Source organism: Thermodesulfovibrio sp. 3907-1M (assembly GCF_040450955.1).
Classification (GTDB): domain Bacteria; phylum Nitrospirota; class Thermodesulfovibrionia; order Thermodesulfovibrionales; family Thermodesulfovibrionaceae; genus Thermodesulfovibrio; species Thermodesulfovibrio autotrophicus.
Map to the genome: position 1 here is coordinate 996,395 of NZ_CP144373.1, position 18,186 is coordinate 1,014,580.

The 18,186-nt window shown below is 36.2% G+C and carries 17 protein-coding genes and 1 tRNA gene; 6 read left to right on the forward strand and 12 right to left on the reverse strand.

Annotated elements, in window-relative coordinates; translation table 11 throughout:
* Positions 1–5 precede the first annotated feature (5 nt).
* From V4D30_RS05135 to V4D30_RS05160, 6 genes are all read right to left on the reverse strand, one after another.
* On the reverse strand, positions 6–650 hold the full coding sequence (locus V4D30_RS05135; protein WP_353683253.1) for a 50S ribosomal protein L25: 645 nt from the start codon (positions 648–650) through the stop codon (positions 6–8).
* Positions 651–661: 11 nt separating this feature from the next.
* Positions 662–1,606: a ribose-phosphate pyrophosphokinase gene (locus tag V4D30_RS05140; protein WP_353683254.1), complete on the reverse strand. Its 945-nt coding sequence runs from the start codon at positions 1,604–1,606 to the stop codon at positions 662–664.
* A gap of 46 nt (positions 1,607–1,652) precedes the next feature.
* Positions 1,653–1,724, reverse strand: a tRNA-Gln gene (locus tag V4D30_RS05145).
* A gap of 4 nt (positions 1,725–1,728) precedes the next feature.
* Entirely contained in the window at positions 1,729–2,574 is an 846-nt protein-coding gene (gene ispE, locus V4D30_RS05150) for a 4-(cytidine 5'-diphospho)-2-C-methyl-D-erythritol kinase (RefSeq protein WP_353683255.1), read from the reverse strand.
* Positions 2,574–4,232 carry a tetratricopeptide repeat protein gene (locus V4D30_RS05155; RefSeq protein WP_353683256.1) on the reverse strand — a complete coding sequence of 553 codons (1,659 nt, stop codon included), beginning with the start codon at positions 4,230–4,232 and terminating at the stop codon, positions 2,574–2,576. The genes ispE and V4D30_RS05155 overlap by 1 nt, the downstream gene beginning before the upstream one ends.
* Positions 4,233–4,439: 207 nt before the next feature.
* A complete protein-coding gene (locus V4D30_RS05160) occupies positions 4,440–4,982 on the reverse strand; it encodes a DUF2148 domain-containing protein (RefSeq protein ID WP_353683257.1) in 543 nt (180 codons plus the stop codon).
* Between the two features lie 66 nt (positions 4,983–5,048).
* On the opposite strand from V4D30_RS05160, the gene uvrA reads away from it, so the two are divergent.
* A complete protein-coding gene (gene uvrA / locus V4D30_RS05165; protein ID WP_353683258.1) occupies positions 5,049–7,790 on the forward strand; it encodes an excinuclease ABC subunit UvrA in 2,742 nt (913 codons plus the stop codon).
* Here the strand turns inward: uvrA and V4D30_RS05170 are convergent.
* Genes V4D30_RS05170 through V4D30_RS05195 form a run of 6 tightly spaced genes read right to left on the reverse strand, consistent with a single transcriptional unit; the run spans position 7,779 to position 13,594 of the window.
* Positions 7,779–8,897, reverse strand: coding sequence for a hypothetical protein (locus V4D30_RS05170; RefSeq protein ID WP_353683259.1), 1,119 nt, complete (start codon positions 8,895–8,897; stop codon positions 7,779–7,781). The genes uvrA and V4D30_RS05170 overlap by 12 nt on opposite strands.
* Complete coding sequence (locus V4D30_RS05175) at positions 8,890–9,963, reverse strand: AI-2E family transporter (protein WP_353683260.1); 1,074 nt, start codon at positions 9,961–9,963, stop codon at positions 8,890–8,892. Before V4D30_RS05175 ends, V4D30_RS05170 begins: the two co-directional genes overlap by 8 nt.
* A gap of 4 nt (positions 9,964–9,967) precedes the next feature.
* Positions 9,968–10,609, reverse strand: a complete 642-nt coding sequence (locus tag V4D30_RS05180; protein WP_353683261.1) for a type 1 glutamine amidotransferase — start codon at positions 10,607–10,609, stop codon at positions 9,968–9,970.
* On the reverse strand, positions 10,606–12,159 hold the full coding sequence (locus V4D30_RS05185) for a D-aminoacylase (RefSeq protein WP_353683262.1): 1,554 nt from the start codon (positions 12,157–12,159) through the stop codon (positions 10,606–10,608). The genes V4D30_RS05180 and V4D30_RS05185 overlap by 4 nt, the downstream gene beginning before the upstream one ends.
* Positions 12,160–13,365, reverse strand: a complete 1,206-nt coding sequence (locus V4D30_RS05190) for an N-acetylmuramoyl-L-alanine amidase (RefSeq protein WP_353683263.1) — start codon at positions 13,363–13,365, stop codon at positions 12,160–12,162.
* A gap of 4 nt (positions 13,366–13,369) precedes the next feature.
* Positions 13,370–13,594, reverse strand: a complete 225-nt coding sequence (locus V4D30_RS05195; protein ID WP_353683264.1) for a NifU family protein — start codon at positions 13,592–13,594, stop codon at positions 13,370–13,372.
* A gap of 533 nt (positions 13,595–14,127) precedes the next feature.
* Here V4D30_RS05195 and V4D30_RS05200 point away from each other — a divergent pair.
* From V4D30_RS05200 to V4D30_RS05220, 5 genes are read left to right on the forward strand one after another with little or no spacing between them, the layout of a single operon-like run.
* On the forward strand, positions 14,128–15,690 hold the full coding sequence (locus tag V4D30_RS05200) for a flagellin (RefSeq protein WP_353683265.1): 1,563 nt from the start codon (positions 14,128–14,130) through the stop codon (positions 15,688–15,690).
* Between the two features lie 60 nt (positions 15,691–15,750).
* Positions 15,751–16,161 (forward strand): flagellar protein FlaG, encoded by a 411-nt coding sequence (locus V4D30_RS05205; RefSeq protein WP_353683266.1) that lies wholly within the window; start codon positions 15,751–15,753, stop codon positions 16,159–16,161.
* Positions 16,162–17,490 (forward strand): flagellar filament capping protein FliD, encoded by a 1,329-nt coding sequence (gene fliD, locus V4D30_RS05210; protein WP_353683267.1) that lies wholly within the window; start codon positions 16,162–16,164, stop codon positions 17,488–17,490.
* Positions 17,487–17,912 (forward strand): flagellar export chaperone FliS, encoded by a 426-nt coding sequence (gene fliS, locus V4D30_RS05215; protein ID WP_353683268.1) that lies wholly within the window; start codon positions 17,487–17,489, stop codon positions 17,910–17,912. Before fliD ends, fliS begins: the two co-directional genes overlap by 4 nt.
* A complete protein-coding gene (locus V4D30_RS05220; RefSeq protein WP_353683269.1) occupies positions 17,878–18,144 on the forward strand; it encodes a hypothetical protein in 267 nt (88 codons plus the stop codon). Before fliS ends, V4D30_RS05220 begins: the two co-directional genes overlap by 35 nt.
* The last annotated feature ends 42 nt before the right edge of the window (positions 18,145–18,186 follow it).

An 18,186-nucleotide genomic window follows, 5' to 3' on the forward strand; every position in this document is an offset into this window, starting at 1 on the left:
TCAATTTATTTTTCTTCCTCTTCTTCAGCTTTCTTGCCCTTCTTTATAACTTCAGGTTCAGGTGTTTCTTCTACAGGCGCAGCTGCTTCTATTTCTTCCTCTTCTAATGTAATTGTAGCAATAACTTCATCTGGATCTGAAATAACTTTTATTCCCTCTTCAAACTTGATATCTCTAACATGTATTGCATCCCATACTTTTAAGTTAGAGACATCAACTTCAATATGACCTGGTATCTTCTCAGGAATTGCCTCAATTTCAATTTCTGAAATTCCGTGTTGAAGCACACCTTTGTCCTGTTTAACTCCTATTGGTTCACCAACAAGAACAACAGGAACAGTAACTCTGATTTTCTCAGTGGCACTTACTTCCAAAAAATCAACATGTAAAAGTTTTCCACTAACTGGATCAATCTGATAGTCCTGAAGTATTGCCTGTTTTTCTTCTCCATTCAGTTTAAGAGTAACGAATAATTTTTCTCTTGTGGCAATGTTCATAAATGGAAGAATCTCTTTTGCCCTTATCTGGACAGGAACAGAATACCCTCCTTTATAAACAACGCAGGGAATTATACCTTTATTCCTTAACTGTCTTGCTACTCCCTTTCCTGTCCTTTCTCTTTTTTCTGCATTTAGAACAAATCTTTCCATACTATTCCTCCTTACACAAATAGTGAACTTATAGAAGTTTCTTCATGTATTCTTTTTATCGCTTCACCTAAAAGATGAGCAACAGTGAGAACTTTTATTTTTGAGCACTTATCTTTTTTGTCATGAACAGGAATTGTGTCTGTAACTATAACTTCTTCAAGCACTGAATTATTAAGTCTCTCAATTGCAGCACCTGAAAGCACTGCATGAGTGCATGCAGCAAAGACTCTTTTTGCACCTTTTTCTTTTAATGCTTCCGCAGCCTGAACCAATGTTCCACCTGTATCAATCATATCATCAATTATTAAAGCATCTTTATCTTTTACATCTCCTATTACATGCATTACCTTTGAGACATTTGGAGCATCACGCCTTTTGTCTATTATTGCCAGAGGTGCGTTAATCTTTTTAGCAAAGGCTCTTGCTCTTTCTGTTCCACCTGCATCAGGTGAGACAACAATGATATTGTTTAGAAGATTGTTTTTCTTTAAATAATCAAGGATTACAGGCGTAGCTAAAAGATGATCCACAGGAATATCAAAAAATCCCTGAATCTGACCAGCGTGTAAATCAATGGATAAAACTCTGCTTGCTCCAGCAACTGTAATAAGGTTTGCAACAAGTTTTGCTGATATGGGAACTCTTGGCTGAGCTTTTCTGTCCTGTCTTGCGTAGCCGTAATATGGAATAACCGCTGTAATTCTTCCAGCAGAAGCTCTTTTTAATGCATCAATCATTAAAAGTAGCTCCATGATGTTGTGATTTACAGGTGTGCAGGTGGACTGAATAACAAAGGCATCAGAACCCCTCACATTTTCCTTGATTTGAACCATTATTTCACCATCACTGAAAGTGCTAACAATGGTTTCAGTTAAAGGAATTTGTAAATAATCACTAACCTTTTTAGCAAGTTCAGGATTTGCATTTCCAGTTATTAACTTAATACCATCAGGCATTCCCGTCTCCTTAAAATAAAATTACCCTCTCTCTGAGGGCTTTTTACTGGGGAGGCAGGATTCGAACCTGCGAATGGCGGATCCAAAATCCGCTGCCTTGCCGCTTGGCGACTCCCCAAAAGTCAACAAAGGGTCTGCACCACTTTACACCAGTATCCTTCAAAACTTTTCAATGCTTTTTTAGCATCAGCCTCATTGTTAAACACTCCAAACACTGTAGAGCCGCTTCCGCTCATCAGAGCTTTTTTAGCGCCAGCTTCAATCAATTTTCTTTTAATTTTTTCTATCTCAGGATACTTTCCTAAAACAGTATTTTCAAGATCATTCCACAACTGAAAACTATTAATATCGCCACTACAGAGTAGATTATACAACTGCCAAATATTATTATTTATTTTTTCGTATTCTGTTGTCAATTGAGTTTCCAGATTTAAAGATTCATAAGCCCACTTTGTAGAAATGCTGAAATCTGGCTTAACCAGTAAAAGCGTGTAAGATTTTTGAATTTTTAAAGGTTTAACTATATCACCAATTCCTTCCACAATACATACTGGAAGATAAAAGAAAAAAGGAATATCACTGCCAATTGAGCTTCCTATCTCATGGAGTGTTTTTATGTCCAGATTGAGCTGCCACAGTTCATTTAAAGCTTTAAGAGTAACAGCTGCGTCAGAACTGCCTCCACCAAGACCTGCACCTATCGGGATTTCCTTTTTTAGAATAACATGAACACCTTTTTTTATTTCAGTGTATTCCCGTAATGCCTGAATTGCCTTGTATACAAGATTATTTTCCTTTTTTAATGGCAGGTTTGTTTCAATTTCTATTTTTTCCGAAGATTTAAAAATCAGGGTATCATGCAGATCTATGGCATGCATTAATGTAATAATGTCATGGTAACCATCCTGCCTTTTTCTTAAAACTGAAAGCGACCAGTTTATTTTAGCAAATGCTTTAAAGGTAAGCATTATTTAATTAAAAGCTGAATTTCTTTTATCTTTTTTTCTACTCTTTCTTTTAAACCTTCTTCTTTTTCATTATGTTTTAATGCTTCCTGCCAACTCTGAAGAGCTTCTTTAAAATCTCCGAGTTCTTTATAAACATCTCCAAGGTGTTCAAGAATTACTGGGTCATCTTTTACATATTTTATTGCTTCAAGAAGATACTTTAAAGCATTTTTATTGTCTCCAAGTTTGAAGTAAACCCATCCAAGACTGTCAAGATAGTATCCATTGTTGGGTTTCAGTTTTACTGCTTTTTCTATCATTGATAGAGACTCTTTCAGATTAATGCCTCTTTCAGCATAGCTGTATCCAAGATAATTAAGAGCTTCGGCATGCTCTGGATTAAAAGAAATAACCTTTTTCATAAATTTTTCTGTTTCCTCAAATCTACCAAGTTTGTCAAAAACAACCCCTGCAGTAAAGTTCACATCAACATTATCAGGAAATTTACTGAGCGCTTCTTCAATATAATGTCTTGCTTTTTGATAATCCTTTAAATCCATAGCAGTTTCTGTGGCATAAATATAAATTTCCGGCACATTATCTGCAAACCGAAGAGTTTCATCATAAATATTTAAGGCTTCTTTAAGATTTTTCTGTTTTAAATAAACTGTAGCAAGATTTAAAAAGGCATTTATCTGCCTTGGATTGATTGAAATAATTCTTTTCAGTATCTTTTCAGCCTCTGATAGTTTTCCTGTTTCAATGTAAACTAAGGAAAGATAATACATAAGATTCAGATCATCTGGATGTTTTTTCAGGAGATACTCAAGCTCTTCCTGAGCTTTCTCATACTGTTTTGTCTGCAAGTAAAGAATAGCAAGCTTTTCATGGATCTGCTCTGCCTCTGATTTTTGTTCTTTCAGTGTTTCAAGTTCTTTTATTGCTTCTCCGTATGATTTCCGGGAAAGATACAGATTTATCAAGCGTTCTCTTGCAAAAAGATTTTCAGGATTAAGTTCTAATGCTTTTTTGAAATATTTCTCAGCTTCTTTAAAGTTTCCTGAAATCTCCTCAACTGCTCCTAAATTTGTATATGCAGGCTCATAATCAGGATTAAGCTGAAGAATCGCTCTAAAAGTCTCCCGGGCTGATTGAAAATCCTTTTTTTCAATATAAATTACTCCAAGAAAGTGTAAAGCCATCGTGTTGTCAGGGTCTTCTTTCAGTATTTTTTTAAAGGTTTCAATAGCTTTATCGTACTTCTGGGAGATAAGATATAAATTCCCGATTTTTGAAAGCATTTCAATCCTGTTTGGCGATTGACTTAGAATCTTTTCATATACTCCAATAGCTTCATTAACTTTTTTTTCCTTTACATAGATGGAAGCAAGAACCTGTAAAGCCTTTGTGTTTTCAGGGTCTTCCTTTAATACTTCATTGATGTAGTTTTTTGCTGTTTCCAGTTCGTCAATCTTTAGATATGAATCAGCTAAAAGTACTTTAAGAAGTTTTGATAATGGGTCTTCTTTTAATGCTTCTTTGTAAAAGTCAATTGCTTTATTTAAGTCTCCGTTTATGCTGGCATAATATCCAGCCATGAAATTAAAATAAACTTCTCCATTTGCTGGGATGGAAATAAAAAGAAAAAAAATAAAAATTAGAAATAAAACATATCGCATAAAATATTATGGCATACTCTGAAGCAATAAAAAAAGGGGGAGACTTTCTCCCCCTTTTTTTAAACTTAGCAGGAACCTTTGCATTTACAGGTAGGCATTGCCTTTCCTGAAACTTTCTTAATCATCTTGGCACCTCCCTTTCATAGGGATTTTAAACCTCTTCATGAGGTTTTTTAGAGCTTCATGCTCTAAATTAATTATACCATTTTATACAGGCTTTCTATCAAAGAAAATATTTTTCCCCTTTATGCTTAACGGGATACCGAGTATAATCTGTGCCTCCATAACTCCAAGTTTTTTTGCGGCAACACCCACAGAATACATTACCCTGTTGTCAACTCCCAATTCTTTGGCAACTGAAACAAGTGAGCCTATTGCAATACCAAGATCAATTGCCCTGATTGTGCATACAGGTCCTGAATATTCAACCTCATATGTCTTTTGCTTAAGGATTGAACTGCAGTCATAACCACAGGCACCGCAGTTTACTCCAGCAGGTTTTTTAAAGTTCAGCCCAACAAGAATTAATCCTTCAGCATCCCTTACATTCTGAGCATCTCTTTTGAAAAATTTATGAGTTTCTTTCTCTCCAAGCAGTTCCATCTCTCTGGCAATCGCTTCCTTTTCTTCCTGAGTAACAATTCCTGTAACAATCTCATCATCTCCCTTTGCTTTAGGTGCTGTTCTTGCTGAAATTAGCATTATTTTTGCTACAGCTTCCACTGCTTCTTTTTCTGGATTAAGTTTCATTGTAATACCTCCTTCAAGTTAATGTTGATTAAATATTTTATCATACAGTTAAAATAAAAGATGCTCATGAGCAAAGTGGAGGATTATCTCATAATTAAGGGAGCAAGACAGAATAATCTGCAGAACATAGAGTTAACCATACCTCACAATAAATTAACTGTAATTACAGGAATTTCAGGTTCTGGCAAATCATCTCTTGCCTTTGACACAATCTATGCTGAGGGTCAGTGGCGATTTATTGAATGCATGTCAAGTTATGCAAGAGTTTTTATAGAAAAACTTCCAAGACCGGATGTTGATTTAATTGACAATCTAAGACCCTCTATAGCTCTTGAGCAGAGGAATCCTGTTAAAGGCTCAAGAGCAACTGTTGGAACTCATACTGAAATTTACGATTATTTGAGAATAATCTTTTCCAAAATAGCAATTCCCATATGCCCAGAATGTAGAAGAGAAATAAAAGCATGGAGCCCTTCAAAGATCGTTCAGGAACTCTTAGAAAACTACTCTGGCAAAAGAGCATTTATAATATTTGAAAGTGAAGAATCCGTGGAAAAACTTATTCAACTTGGTTTTTCAAGAGTTTTCACATATGAAAATAGTAATCCAGTGGTAAAAGAGCTTTCAGAATTTCATGAAAAATTGAAAAAGGTGATTGTTGACAGGCTGCGCATTTCAGATATTTCAAGACTTAATGATTCAGTGGAAATAGCTTGCAAGATGGGGAATGTTAAAGTTTACATTGCCCCAGACAATATATTGCTTAGTTTCCCCTCTGAGGCAGTATGCCCTCAATGCGGTATAAAAGCTCCAGAAACCTCTCCGCTTCTTTTTTCCTTCAATCATCCACATGGTGCCTGTGCTGAATGCAAAGGATTTGGTTACGTACTCAAATATGATGAAAGCTTTATTATTCCTGACAAAGAGCTTTCACTTTCTGAAGGAGCTATTGAAATATGGGAAAGACCATCACTAAGATGGTGGAAACAGCAGCTTATCAAAGGAGCAAAGCTTTCAGGAATTAATGTAAATATTCCCTACAGAGCTTTACCAGATGTGCACAAAAATCTTATTTTTACAGGGAATCAGTATTTCTACGGAGTTAATGATTTTCTTGAGGAACTTGAAAGAAAAAGATACAAGGTTCATGTAAGAGTTTTTCTCTCAAGAATTAGAAAGCCTTCTTTGTGTCCAGTCTGTAAAGGAAAGCGATTAAAGGAAGAAGCATTGATGTTTAAGATAGATGGAGTTGACATCGGTGATTTAAACTTTATGTCTGTAAAGGAGCTTAAAAAATGGATTCAATCACTTAAACTTTCTAATGAACAGGCAAAGATCGCAGAAGAACCTTTAAAACAGATTTCTGAAAAGCTTGATTTTCTTGAAAGAGTTGGGCTCAGTTATTTAACTCTTGACAGGCAGATTAAAACTCTTTCTGGGGGAGAGTACCAGAGACTTAATATATCAAATCAGCTTTCCAATAAGCTTACAGCAACGCTTTATGTTCTTGATGAACCAACTGTAGGACTTCATCCAAGAGACACTGATAGAATTATTAAAGTTATGAAAGAGCTTACAGATTATGGAAATACAGTAATAGTTGTGGAACATGACAGAGATGTAATAAAACAAGCAGACTGGATAGTAGAACTCGGTCCAGGAGGTGGTAGTTCTGGTGGCAAAGTAGTTTACTCTGGAAAAATGAAGAATTTTTTAAAAATGAATACACCAACTGCCAATTATCTTAAAGAAAATAGTGAGCATTGGATTAGCAAATTTCCCAGGCTTTACAAAGAATTCATCACTTTAAAAAATGCACGGGGTCATAATCTCAAAAACATCACAGTTCATTTTCCACTGAATGCTCTTACAGTGGTAACAGGAGTTTCAGGCTCAGGAAAAAGCTCTCTTGTTGTTGATACCCTTTATAAAGCAATAGCAAATAAGCTCGGTCTTGACAATGAAGAGCCCCTTTCATTTGATAGTATTGAAGGAATAAAAAATATTAAAACAATAAAACTCATTGATCAATCTCCCATTGGAAAAACACCAAAATCAATGCCAGTTACATATCTCGGGCTTTACAGCAAAATTCGTGACATATTTGCCTCTCAAAGAGATGCCAGAGTAAGAGGACTGTCCTCTGGTGCCTTTTCTGTAAACAGTGCAGAAGGTCAATGCCCAACCTGCAAAGGTGAAGGATTCATAAGAGTTCAGATGTATTTTTTTGAAGATTTATTTTTACCATGCGAGGAATGCGGAGGGAAAAGATTTAAAAAAGAAGTGCTGGAAGTAAAATACAGAGACAAAAACATCCATGAAGTTTTATCAATGAGCTTTGATGAAGCCTATGAATTTTTTTGTGATGATGTTACATTAAGAGAAAAAATAAATATTGTGAGACAACTCGGTCTTGGTTATCTGAGATTAGGACAGCCTGCTACAACTCTTTCAGGTGGTGAGGCACAGAGAATTAAAATCTGTGAAGAAATTCTTAATTCAATCACATCAAGAAAGTCCAGCCTTAAAGGTTTTATTTACATTCTTGATGAGCCAACCGTTGGACTTCATTATGAAGATATAAAGAAGTTTCTCCACATCGTGAAAAGACTCATTGATAAATCAGCTACAGTAATTATAATTGAACACAATCTTCAAGTAATAGCAGAGGCTCACTGGATAGTTGATCTTGGACCTGAAGGCGGAGACGAAGGAGGTTACCTCATCTATGAAGGTAACCTCCATGATTTCCTTAAAGTCAAAAACTCCTACACTGCAAAATATTTAAGAGAACACTTAAAATCTTAAGAAGGCACCGATACCACCATATTCAATAAGTCTCTGTCTGTCTTTTTCATCCTTTACAACCTCAACAAGGGCAGATTGCTCAATTGCCATTTCTGTAGCCTTTTCCAGTAAGTTATCAGATTTCATTACGCAGTCACCACATTCCATACAGCATTCAACAGGCTGAGTTGTTGCAAAACCGCAGTTTTCACATACAAAACCTTCTACTTCATAATCCTTAGCTATAACAAGTTTCATCACTCTTCTTTCTCTTAAATATTTCAGAGTATCATCAATTCCAGTGACAGAGTTGTCATTTTTCAATGCCCTTGTAATAAGCTCGGAAACTGTCTCTTTTTCCTTAGATTTTTCATATTCTTCAATGATTGGAAGCACTTTTTTCAAAACTTCTTCCTTTGAAGCATGTTTTTCAATGTTTGCCCTTCCTACTATTTTTAGTTTCACTTCATCAGGAATCATATTCATCAAATGGGAAATTGCTTCATCAGGACCTGCAACAATAAGTCTTCTAATCTCTTTGTCTTTAAGAAAATCTCCGAACTTATCCACAACATCCTTAAGATGTATTTTTACATGGTAATCAATGTGTCTTTCATATCTCTTCTCTGCCAATGCAAACCATCCACCTTTCTTATGCTTACCAGGAACATCTTCATGTTCAATCACGCCATACTCTTCAATGTCTCCAAGAAAAACTAAAAAAACTCTTGCTGTGCGTTTGTCAACAAGAACAACGCCATATTTCTGATAATTATCAAGTAAATCAAAAAGCAGGCTTGTGTAAGGAGTTCTATCAACTATTAAATCCTCTTTAAGCTCCACATTTAAATCATACCTTACCCAAAGCTCTTTTTTACTGCAGCTATAAATAACAAGAGACTTTTTAAAAGATTCTCTTTCGCTCTGAAGAAAACTCTCTATTTTTTCTATGTCTTCTTTGACAGAGCTCTGAGTTTTTTCTGGTAAAGCTTTTACAAGATTTTTAAATTTTGACAGATAAGCCTGTTTTTTTCTCTCCTGTGGAGAAACATTAAGAAAAAGACTTACAACAAAGGCATCTTCAAATCTGAACTTTTCAAGTCTTTCTAAATCCTTTCTCTCAAACATTTTCAGCACCTCCTATAAAGTTCTTTAAAATCTCCAGAAGGGAAACAAAAAGGCTAAAAACAAGCGGTCCAATTATAAATCCAATAAGTCCAAAAACCTTGATACCACCAAGAACAGAGAGAAATATAAAAATAAGTGGTAATCTTACTCTGCCTTTTATTATTACAGGTTTCAAAACATTATCAATTGAGCTTATTACCAGTGCTCCAACAACTACAAGAATTAATCCTTTTAAAATATAACCCTTAAGCAGCAAATAAACAGAAGCAGGACCCCATACAGCAAAAGCTCCCAGCACAGGGATAAAAGATGCTACAGCAGTCGCAAATCCCCACAGCGTTGCTGAAGGAATATCGAGAAGATAAAAGGTTATTCCAATAATTGTGCCCTGAAGCATTGCTATAAGAATACCTCCATAAAAGGTAGTATAAATTATGTTTTTTATCTGTTTTCTTATGGTGACTTTATCTGTCTCAGCAAAGGGTAAAAACTCGCCAATTTTTTTTACAAAACTTTCTCCATCCTTTAAAAAGAAAAAGGCAATAAAAAAAGTTAAGATAAGATTGATAAACAGAGTTACAATATCACCAAATCCGTGTGCAATTCTTAAGGCTCCTTCTTTCATTAAATTTCCGATTTCATTTTTAATTAAATTCTCCATAGATGAGACATCTCCTGCAGTAATAAAACTGAGTTTTTCAACTATTTTTGCCAGCATAGGATTTGTTGTTATATTATTTACAAGTTCTGGAAGATTTACTTTTTTTATAAGCTCTCCTGCTTCAACTATTATCTGATAGGATATAAAAACAAAAGGAAAAAGAAAGAGGAGTATTATGAGCAGAATTGTTACAAATGCTGACAATCCTTGATATTTTAAAAATTTTTTTACAAAATCAAAAACAGGATGAAATACAAGGGCAATAACTGTAGCCCAGCCAAGGGAAGCAAAAAAAGACTTAAGTATCTGAAAATTAAGATAACCAAGAATACCGATAAAAAACAATAAAATCCAGATATAAAAGCTTCTTTCAAGAGAGAGTCTGTATTTTTTTGAAGGGCTCATATTTTTATTTTATCTTTTTTGAAAAACTCTGCCAAATCTTCCATGAAGCTTCAGATGAATCTCTTTCTGGATGCCACTGAACTCCTACAAAAAAAGGATGCCCCTTAAGATAGATTCCTTCAATAACTTTATCTTTTGCAATGCAGAATATCTCAAGACCTTTACCAGGAGTTTTAACTGCCTGATGGTGTGCGCTATTTACTTTATAAATGCCTTTTTTCAATAAAAAATCATCAATTACCTGAATTTCATGACCGCCTTCTGTATGATTTATATCAGTTTCAATATTCTGCCAGAGATTTCCTCCTAAAAAAACATTCATAAGCTGCATTCCATAGCATATTCCCAGAACAGGTTTTTTAGTCTGAATAAATATCTTAAGAAGCTTCATCTCTGCCATAACCCTCTCATCAGGAACAAGACTTTTACAGGCAGTATTTTTTTCTCCATAAAATTCTGGATTTATATCTCCACCACCAGATATTATGAGTCCTGAAATTTTATCAATACTGTCAATTACTTTTTCTGTCATATCAGGTGAGATTATTAATGGAGTAAGTCCGACTCTGACAATGCTCTGTATGTAATCCCTGTTTAAGTAAATCTTTTTTTCATCAATGCTACATGTGACTCCAACAACTTTCATAAAAGAACTCTTCCACTTCTTTTTCCTGTTAAAGAACCTTCAATTACAGCAACTTCTCCATTTACAATTACATATTTGATCCCCTTTGAAATATTAAAAGGATCTTCAAAGGTGGCTCTGTCTTCAATCTCAGCAGGATCAAAAATAACAATATCTGCAAAGTAGCCTTCCTTTATAGCCCCTCTTTTTTCTATTCTGAAAGTTTTTGCTGGCAGGAAACTAATTTTTCTTATTGCCTCTTCAAGGCTTAATATCTTTTTATCAAAAATATATCTTTTTATAAATCTTGGAAAACTCCCAAAACCTCTTGGATGAGGTTTTCCCTGTCTTGTAATCCCCTTTGAGCTTCTTGCAGAGCTGTCAGTTCCTATCATAACATAGGGTCTGGAAAGAATTTTTTCAAGATTTTCCTCGCTCATTCCAAAGTATATTGCTCCCACCTGAAGATTGGAGCGAATCAGTAAATCGCATATAAACTGAGAAGCATTTTCAATATCTACAAGCTCTCCCAACCTCCTGCCCTCCAGAGCTCTGTCACCATCAAAGGCAACATCAGAAATTAAAAGACTGTTTAGAAATTCCACTCCCCGCTGTTTAAGATATTTTTTGATTTGATGCCTTACATTTTTATTTTTCAGTCTCTGCATGATCTCATCCCGGCTTCCTTCAATTATCCATGAGGGCAGAAAAGCATCAAGGTCTGTTTGTGAAGCGATGTATGGGTATCTATCTGCAGTTACTCTTACTCCCTGATTTTGTGCCTTCTCTATAATCTCAAAAACTGAGCTGAGCTTCCACCAGTTTTCTTTACCTGATGTCTTTAGATGAGATATATGAACCGGAATTCCAGCTTTCATCCCGATTAAAATTGCTTCTTCTACTGCACTAAGAAGCCTTTCGCCTTCACTTCTCATATGGGTGGCATAAATTCCTTTAAAGGGTTTTAAGGTTTTTGCAAGTTCAATGAGTTCTTCTGTGTCAGCAAAAATTCCTGGTGGATATATTAATCCTGTTGAAAGACCTTTAACTCCCATAACAAGATGGGATTTCAGAATTTTTTTCATCTTATTTATCTCTTTTTTCTGTGCTTTTAAATTTTTGTAGCCAATTACATAACCACGAATATTACCGTGTCCGCATAAAGTGACAAAATTAATTGAAGGACATGCTTTTTTCAATAAATCAATGTACTGCTGAAACTCATTCCATGGTTTTAGCCCGAGCTGATTTATTTCCGAAAGCCTCCTTTCAAAAACTTCACCAAACATTGGAAATCCTGATACTCCGCAGTTGCCATTTATTTCTGTTGTGATTCCCTGCGTTATTTTTCCTTCAGCAGATGGTTCTGCAAGAATTGTGAAGTCAGAATGGGAGTGGGTATCAATAAAACCTGGTGAAAGAATTAACTCTTTTGCTTTTATAATTCTCCTGGCAGAGTACTTTTCTTTACCGATGTAAACTATTCTGTCCTTTTTTATTCCTATGTTAGCTTCAAAGGCAGGACTGCCAACTCCATTAACTATCAAAGCTTTTTCTATGAATAAATCCATTTAAATTGCCTTTTTTCGCTTTTGACCATTTAGTTTAGTTTTTGATGAATTGTGCTTTGTGTATTTTACCTTTTTAATCTGCTCTTTATGCATAAAGTAGTTCTTTATTCCTTCCACAATTGACTGAGCTATCTGCATTCTGTATGAGTCACTGCTCAGAAGTTTTTCTTCTTCTGGATTGCTGATATAAGATACTTCAAGAAGACAGGAAGGCATCTGAGCTCCCACAAGCACATAAAAAAGAGCTCCTTTTACTCCGTTGTCATGCCTTAAAAAGGCAGACTTTAAACTTTCAGTTAGTGAATTATGAACATATCCTGCAAGCCGAACAGAACTGTCCCTTTTTGCTTCTCTTTCAAGAGAAGCCAGCATAAATCCAAGTTCACCTTTTAACTGCTTCATTTTTTTAATTGAAATAGCGTTTTCTCTTGCTGCCACTCTTATTGCTTCTTCGTCATCGGTCCAGTTGAGAATATATGTTTCTATTCCCCGAGCATAAGAATTGGGAGAGGCATTTGCGTGAATGGAAATAAAAAGATCAGCCTGAAGTCTGTTTGCAATCTCTGTTCTTTCATTGAGTGGTATAAAAATGTCTCTGTCTCTTGTAAGGATTACTTCAAAGGAGGGATCACTTTTCAAGAGTTCTTTAACTTTCAGAGCAATATCAAGCGTAACATCTTTCTCCTTCAATCCTGAAGGTCCAATTGCACCAGGATCCTTACCTCCATGCCCGGGGTCAATAACAATTTTTCGCTTCAGTGTGGTTTTTGCTTCCCTATCATCAGATTTTATTGATGATTTATTGCTTCCCTTTGGATATATATCAATCACCATTCTGAAAGGATCTTCCAGCTGAATGATTTTAAACTCATAATCAGCTCTTTTAAGGTCAAAAACAACTCTTACTGTATTGGCATCAAACTGCCCTGTGCGAATTTTGCTTACGACAGGGCTATTTACTGAATACTCTTTTTTTAACTCTTTACTAAGTGAGGCATTTTTTATATCAAAGAAAAGTCTCTCAGGATTTTTAAGCTCACCCTTTACAAACTCAGAAATTCCTGTGGTTTCAATTACTACCCTTAATCTTTCAGAAAGCTCATAAAATCTTATATCTTTAACTTGAATCTTTTCCTGTGCAGAAGCAGAAAAAGCAGTGAGCGTTAAAAAAACAAAAATGGATAGAACTATGAAAAATCTCAACATTCCATTAAACAGCTACAACTTCTTTAACCTCTGGAATCTCACTTTTAAGAGTCTTTTCAACCCAGTTTTTAAGAGTAAGTGTTGCCATTGGACATGTTCCGCATGCTCCTTTTAACTTTACGTAAATTACGTCATCTTTAATATCAACAAGATCAATGTTGCCTCCGTCTGCCATAAGCCCGACTCTGATTTTGCCAAGAACTTGCTCAACCTTTCCTCTGTCAATCATAAAAAACCTCCTCTGTTTTTTCTGTTCCAAAGCTTGCAAACTCTTGAAAATCAAAAATTTGCAAGCCTGCTTAAGTTTCAATTCCCTCCAAACTAAGGAGGAGATTCCTCGCCTTCGGCTCGGAATGACAACTCTTTTTTTGTCATTGTGAGCCCGACAAAGTCGGGCGTGACAATCCCCTCTTTTTTTAGTAAAGAGGAACACTTGCTTCGCCTCGGGATGACAAAGTAAAGCTTCATTATTGAACAGCCTCTGTTTTTTTTATTAATTATACATTATTTGTAAAATATTTTCTCAACTGTGCATTGAAGTTATGGTCAAAGACCTCACACAGCGATTGAGGCATCTTTCAGGCAGTTGCCCTATGAATGATTTGAAATTCAAACTTCAAAAACTAATGTTAAACTTTTTCAAAAATTCACCGATATATAAAATCAAAACAGCAGAGTGGAAAGGAGGTGAAGTAGAAAACTCACTCTGTCCTGTCTGGACGCAGGAGGCGTCCTTAAAACTAAACATGGAGGTTTAAAAACATGGCATTAAGAATTAACTTCAATGCAGAAGCAACAGTAACACACACAGCCCTTTTACAGAACGAAAGGGCAATGAACAAGTCCCTTTTAAGAATCTCCACAGGTCAGAGAATCTTAAGCGCAGCTGACGATGCAGCAGGTCTGTTTATTGCAGACCAGCTTGCAACAGTTGGCGCAGCACTGGATCAGGGTAATCGCAATATTCAGACTGGTATAAGTGCACTTCAGATTGCAGAAGCAAATGTAGGCCAGATTGTTGACAAGCTTCAGACAATCTACACGAAGGCACAGTCTGCTGCAAATGACATCAACGATCCGAACGCTCGTGCAGCACTTCAGAGTGATATTAGAAATCTCGTTGATGCTATTCAAAAAATAGCCACAGATACAGAGTACAACGGAATCAAACTTCTTGATGGAACATTTGCAAACAAGGTTATTCATTATGGACCAAGAGCAGACCAGACAATTACAACAAGCATTACAAATGTAAAAGCCTCAAACATCGGTGCATATGTAGTTCAGGGAAGTGGTCAGGTTACATCAAGTGCTACAACAGCCTACGCAAGCTTGATCACGGGAAACTGGCAGTATGATGCATCTGCTGATACAGTGACTGTAGCTGGTGTAAGTCTTACAGGTTCGTCATATCTTAGCTATACTGGTGCAGTTGATGCAAAGGCAATAGCAAATGCAATAAACAATAACTCTACATTACAGGCAGCAGGAATTTCTGCAAGAGCAACAAATACCTCTACAGCAAGCACACAATTCAGCAATATTCAGGCAGGAACAAACCAGTCTGCTACTATACGATTTTATGTAGGCAGTAATACTAATTCTGCAAGTGCAATTGCTGTTACAGTAAATTCTGGAGAAACTCTTACTCTTGATCAGCTTGTCTCTCAGATAAACACACAGGCTTCAACCCTGGGTCTTAATATAACAGCTTCCAACTCAGGAAATAAGCTTGTCCTTACAACAACTGGAGAAACAATAGGAGTAGAGGTTATATCAACAGCTACTGGTTCTGCTACTGCAGGACCTTCTGTTGATCTTTCCACGCTTCTTCAGGGTGCCTCAGGAACAGTAGCTTACAGTGGAACAGCAGCTGGCTCAACTACAGGCTCTGCTGTTAGAGTTGGTAATCTGACAATTGCTGGAACAGATGCATATAACTACAATTTCACCGGTATAAGCACTGCTACTGCAGGACTCGGAGTTGCAGCTACAGGTAATGGAAGCTTCTATAATCTCAACAGTATTGATGTAACAACCAATTCTGGAGCTGAGCTTGCAATTGATATTGCAAATACTGCAATTAAAAAGGTTGACAGAGTCCGTACCCAGATTGGTTCTGTGATCAACAATCTCCAGGCAATATGGGATGGACAGAAAACATCCTACGATAACACAAAGGAAGCTGAAAATGTCATCCGTAACACAGACTTTGCAGCTGAGATGAGCACATTTACAACAATGCAGATAAGAATGCAGGCAGGTATAGCAATGCTTGCTCAGGCAAATGCTCTGCCTCAGCTTGTGCTTCAGCTTCTGAGATAATATCTGAGAGAGAGGGGGGGATTATATCCCCCTCTTTAATTTTTTTAAGGGGAGTCAGATATGAGGGTGGATGGAATAGAAAAAGACAATATAATAATAAATCCCTATAGACAGACAGAAGCAGACATTATGAATTTGCAGAATCCTCTACACATCCAGGCAAATATAAATCTCCAGACAAATATAAACAGAGCTAACAACCAGAATGCTATTGACCAGAGTCAGAACACACAGAAAGTAACAATATCGCAGGAAGAATTAAACAAAATGATGGACGAAATCAGGCATAAATTCAGTATGCTTGAAAAGTATTTACAGATAGACATAGACCAGCAACTTCAGATGCCAATTTCAAAGATTATTGATATGAGAACAGAGGAAGTGATCCGTCAGATTCCACCCGAATGGATTGTGGAGATTTTAAAAAGAATGGAAGAATTAAGAGGAGTATTTTACTCCAGGGAGGTATAAATGGCTGATTTATACATTTCAGGACTTACAGGAACACTTGATACAGGAGCAATAATTGACAAGCTCATGCAGATAAAGCAGCAGCCTATAACAGAGCTTACTCAGAAAAAAGCATTGTTTCAGGCAAAGGCATCAAGCCTTACTAATCTTTATGGTGCACTCAATGATATACAGAGTTTTCTCAGCAGTCTTAACATAGACAGCATCTTTAATACAAAAAAAGCAACTACCTCAGATACAACGGTTCTGGAAGCAACAGCCACATCAGACACTCCAGACCTTACAATGAATATAACAGTAAATAAGCTTGCTCAGACAGAAATGAGAAACACCACGCTTGGTTTAAGCTCCCTGACCAGCACATTTTCCTCATCAGGAACATTAACACTTAAATACTGGACTGATAACTCAAACTATGTAACATACAGTATAAATTACTCTGCAGGGCAAACGCTTCAGGATCTCGTAAACAGTATAAATTCAGCTCAAAACGACATCAAAGCCTCAGTTTACTATACTGGAACAGACTATAGGCTATTACTCACAGAAGCAAATCCTGCAAACTCAACAAAGGAAACAAATACAGCCACTTCTTCCTATGTTATTGAAGCAACTGGGCTTCCTTCAGAGCTTGGTAGCCTTGACAGTCCGATTCAAAACGCACAGAATGCATCAATAACCATAGGAAGCTCAACAACTCCTGTAACAAGCCCAACAAATACATTTACAGGACTGCTTACAGGACTTAATGTTACAGTAAAAAAGACAGGTTCTGCCACATTAACAGTAAGTGAAGACTACTCACAGGTAAGCAGCACTCTTAATAGCTTTGCAAATTATTATAATTCAGTTATATCTCTTGTAAACTCAATGACTGCTAAAGGTGCGCAGTTTCAGGGCGACAGTGCAATTATAACAATCAAAACAGGATTTTCAAGGCTACTTGATCCTCTTATCAGTGCTGGTTTAATAAATTACTCTGACAAAGATGGAACAATTTCGATAAACAGCGATGCAGTTCAATCTTTGCAATCATCAGATCCTGATAAGTTAAAAAACATTATGAACACAATAAAAAACTCATTCAGCACTTCACTTACTGGATGGGCTTCTGCCATAAAAACATATGAAGCTCAGGAAGAATCCCAAATTAATTCAATTGATGACAAAATATCCAGCATGCAGGAGTATCTTGCAAAATACGAAGAGAGACTTAGGCAGGAGTATGCCCAGCTTGAATCATTTGTATACCAGATGAATCAAATAAATACAAAACTTCAGGACTTTATGACAACACTTTCAGAAATGACAAAGGGAGGTAGTAAATGAACTATGTAGATGCCTATTTACAGAGCAGAGTTATGGGAGCAGATGCTCTTGAGCTTATAACAATGCTTTATGAAAGAACAATTGTTTCCCTCAATATTGCAAAGGATTCAATAATTAAAGGGATTGATGACCCAGAACTCGTAAAGAAAAAGGCTACTGAACTGAACAGAGCAACTGATATAATGTATTATCTCAATGATATTCTTGACAGACAGCGGGGTGGAGAAATTGCTGAAAAATTAAGTATAATTTATACAACAATAGCAGGAGAGCTTGTAAGGGCAAACTTATTTAACGATGTTGAGACAATCTCAAAATGCATAGAAATTTTAGAGAATCTCAAGGCAGCATGGGAAGATGTAAAAAAACAGTTAAAGGAATCAACGTATGAAAAAGAAAAACTCTGTGCAACAGCCTTCTAAGGTAAGGAATCTCCTCATTAAGGCTCAGATTGCCCTTGAGGAGAATCGCTATGAAGAAGCTCTCTCAATTGTTAAAGAGATCAATGCTGAGGATATGAAAACCTTGCCTTTTGAAGAACTGCAAGCAATTGACAGGGTTTTGGCTTATCTAAATGAGCTTTCTGAGGAAAAGAGAAGAAATCTAGCTGATGAACTGAAAAAAATTCAGGCAGGAAAAGAATATCTCAGTTAAAGGTAATACATTTATGCTCTATCACAGGAGCGTCTTGATATA